Annotated in this window: 4 protein-coding genes; 2 read left to right on the plus strand and 2 right to left on the minus strand. The window is 66.8% G+C overall.

Annotated elements, in window-relative coordinates:
• Positions 1–286: 286 nt before the first annotated feature.
• Together VGC47_10695 and VGC47_10700 are read right to left on the minus strand one after the other, a co-directional pair.
• Positions 287–484: a hypothetical protein gene (locus VGC47_10695; protein HEX9855775.1), complete on the minus strand. Its 198-nt coding sequence runs from the start codon at positions 482–484 to the stop codon at positions 287–289.
• Positions 481–771, minus strand: coding sequence for a hypothetical protein (locus VGC47_10700; GenBank protein HEX9855776.1), 291 nt, complete (start codon positions 769–771; stop codon positions 481–483). Before VGC47_10700 ends, VGC47_10695 begins: the two co-directional genes overlap by 4 nt.
• Positions 772–1,750: 979 nt before the next feature.
• Here VGC47_10700 and VGC47_10705 point away from each other — a divergent pair.
• Entirely contained in the window at positions 1,751–2,632 is an 882-nt protein-coding gene (locus tag VGC47_10705) for an SMP-30/gluconolactonase/LRE family protein (protein ID HEX9855777.1), read from the plus strand.
• Between the two features lie 91 nt (positions 2,633–2,723).
• Positions 2,724–3,251: a dihydrofolate reductase gene (locus VGC47_10710; protein HEX9855778.1), complete on the plus strand. Its 528-nt coding sequence runs from the start codon at positions 2,724–2,726 to the stop codon at positions 3,249–3,251.
• The last annotated feature ends 156 nt before the right edge of the window (positions 3,252–3,407 follow it).

A 3,407-nucleotide genomic window follows, 5' to 3' on the forward strand; every position in this document is an offset into this window, starting at 1 on the left:
CGGAGTGCGCCATCGCGGAGAAGTCAGAAGACAACCGCGGCGCAGGGGAGTACGGCCACATGGAGTAAGGGCCGAAGCCCACAGGCGCATCGAGCGAGGGTCCGGGCAACCGGGCCCTCGCTCTGCACACAGGAAGTCGGCTTGTCGGGGGAATGGCGGGGGCCGCCGGTGGTCGCCGCCAGGTCGATCGTGTCGGAGGCGTGCATCCGACACAAGGGGGGCCTGGGGCGCACGGGAAAAGTCACGCGCGACGGCCTCGTCCTAAAACCGCGACCTGTGGCGGTTCCTAGATCGATTGGACCGAAACCCGACCGTCGGGCTTCACGTCCCACGTCTCTCCGCTGTCGTCGTTCACGATCGAGGTGTCCGCCTTCGTCACTTCGGCGGTCCATCGTGCGGCGCCGACCGCTCGCTCCCAGCTGCGGTATGAGCCCGTCCCGCGACTCGTCCTGAGCGTGTACCCGCGGTGCCGCCCCCCGCTCATGTCCGCATCTCCGGCAGGTGGCCGTGCTCCCGCTTGATGTCCCGCAGCGGCACCCGGACGAGCTCGCCGATGCGCGATCGCACCATGTACGTGCGGGCTTCGTCGTCGAGGTACTCGATCGTGCCGACGACCGTCCGTGCGTAGCCGTTCGGCGATTCGATCTCGAACGTGCGCTCCGAGGGGCTTGGCTTCGACAGCGGGTCGCCGGATCGATCCAGTGGGGCTGCGGGCCGGACCGCCGTCCTGGAAGGAGTGACGATGCGAACAGGATCCATCAGCACGGTCATGTTGCCCTCCTCGATACGAGGGGCGGCCGACGGCCTCTTCGCAAGCTGTCCCGACGAGTTGTGCTCACCCATAATGTCTCACCTGCGTCGGCTACTTCGCCGAGAGGCGGTCCGCGAATGACCTCGTCGCCCATATCGGGAGCTGGCTCGCTGAGGCTGGGGTCCGCGAACGGACCCGGTTCGGACCTACCGGCCCGAGGAGATGGACATCGATGCGATGAACGAGACGCTTCCAGGCGAGCACCGCTCGGAAGCGTCTCAGGCGGAGCGCTCGGGCATCGCGCAGCCGGTGTTCCGAAACATCTGCCGTCGCTTGGTCTTCTACGTGAACGCCCCTATGATCGTCTCTGCTGGAGGTATTGGGACAGGCCGGCAGAGGGCTTCGATCTCGACACCGCGCCATGACGCGTTCACGTTGTCTGCGGGACAAATGCGGGACGAGAGACGAGCGACCTATCCTGCTCTGCTCGGTTGACCTGCGCTTTCATGTGGCCTGGGGACCCGTGTCTGCACCTTGACCAGGGTGGAGACGAGAACTCCGACGATGCGATTCCCCTGGTAGTCCCAACGGGATTTGAACCCCTGTCTCCACCTTGAGAGCGTGACGCGGCCAATTTCGTGACCTGCGGCGGAGAGTGGGAGAGGGGCGCTGACCTTGGATTCCGTCCTGGTCGATTCCCGTCGCTGCCCCTCGATTCTCGTTGTCATGCGGGATATTCACGGGATCACCGGACGAGGCGTGGCTGCAACCACCTTTCTGTCAGTCTTCAGCGCCTTCCCGTCGAGTTGGTTGCGAAGGCGCACACTGACAGGGAGACGTTCGAGCCGACTCTTATGGCCCGCCAGACGGCGCCGATCGGCTGTCGTCCGTGCGGCAGGCACTGCGGCTTGGGCGCTCTGATCCTCACCGGCCGAGCACCGATGAGTTCGGGCCCGAGCTGCAGTCTGGACCCTTCGGTGGCGAAGGAGGAGGAGCGTGATGCCGCAAGAGCGGTCCGTTCGGAAGTCAGAGATCCTGCTGAGAGGCTTCGGGATGGGGGAGTCACCGCGATGGCACGACGGTCGCCTGTGGTTCTCGAGCTGGGGAACCGACGAGATCGTCGCCGTGGACCTGGACGGCAGCAGCGAGGTCATGGGACGAGGTGGTGGGGGGAGTGGCTGGGCCGCCAACTGGCTGCCGGACGGACGGATGCTCGTCACCGGCGCCGAGCTGACCCGCGTGGAGCCCGACGGGTCTCGCGTGCGGCACGCCGACCTGAGCCACCTCTCGCCGTACGGCTGGAGTGAGATGACGGTGGACGGACGTGGCAACGCCTTTGTCAACTCCATCAACTTCGACTTCGCCGACTTCAACGAGGTCATAGCGAGCGGGGGGGCGCCGGGGAAGATCGCGCTGGTCACGCCCGACGGCGACGCCCGCGAGGTGGCGGACGGTCTGGCGTTTCCGAACGGCATGGTCGTGACGCCCGACAACACCACGCTGATCGTGGCCGAGTCGTTCGCCCGACGGCTCACCGCGTTCGACATCGGCGCCGACGGCAGCCTTTCGAACCGACGCGTGTGGGCCGACGTCACGGGCGATGGGATCTCCCTAGACGCGGAGGGTGCCGTGTGGACGACCGACGTTGGTCCGGACGACGGAGGGGTCTGCCTCCGGGTTCGGGAGGGCGGTGAGGTGCTCGACAGGATCGAGCTGGACCGCCCCTGCTATGCGTGCATGCTTGGTGGCGAGGACGGCCGGACGCTGTTCATGGTGGCACAGAAGTGGTTCGGCCCGGACCGGATCGACGAGCTGATCAAGGCGAAGACGGGTCGGATCCTGACCGCGCGTGTGGACGTGCCTCATGCCGGCTGGCCGTAAGCGTTCCGACTGCACGGGGGGAGCCTTGCCCGCGGCCGATGAGTTTCGTTGGCTGCGCCGGTCTGGACGGTGACGACCAAGGGGAAACGCAATGACGAAGGTGGTTGCGGCGATCACGATCTTGCTCGACGGGTACATCACAGGTCCGAACGACGGTCCGGGCCGTGGCTTGGGCGAAGGCGGCGAGCGACTGCACTACTGGGTGTTCGGGGGTCCGTGGAGCTACGAGCAGGCGCCGAAGGGCGAGGCCACGGGAGCGGACAAGGAGTATCTCGACGGAGCGATGGCCCGTGCTGGCGCCGTCGTCATCGGGCGCTGGATGTACGAGGCCGCGGAAGCGTGGGGCGGTCACAACCCGTTCGGGGTGCCGCTGTTCGTCATGACGCACCGGCCGGAGGAGGCTCCGAGCGACGGTGGCTTCATGTTCGTGGACGGCCTCGACGAGGCGATCGCCCGGGCGAGGCGGGCGGCCGCCGGCAAGGATGTGGCCGTCGGGGGCGGAGCCGACGTGATCCGCACGGCGCTCGGGCCGGTCACGTGGACGAGCTGTCGATCTCGATCGCGCCGGTCATCCTCGGCGGTGGGAAGCGCTTGTTCGAGGGCTTCGAGGAGACATTGAACCTGGAGCACGTCGACACATCCCAGTCACCATTCGCCACGCACATCACCTATCGGATCGCGTCCTGAGCCCGCCTCGACGTCGTGCGCTCCTGACGATGCCGGCGGCTGATGGGACCCTGAGCCGTCAGCCGGGACAGACTTCGATCACGATCGC

It is taken from the genome of Acidimicrobiia bacterium (assembly GCA_036396535.1).
Taxonomy (GTDB): domain Bacteria; phylum Actinomycetota; class Acidimicrobiia; order Spongiisociales; family UBA5794; genus DASWKR01.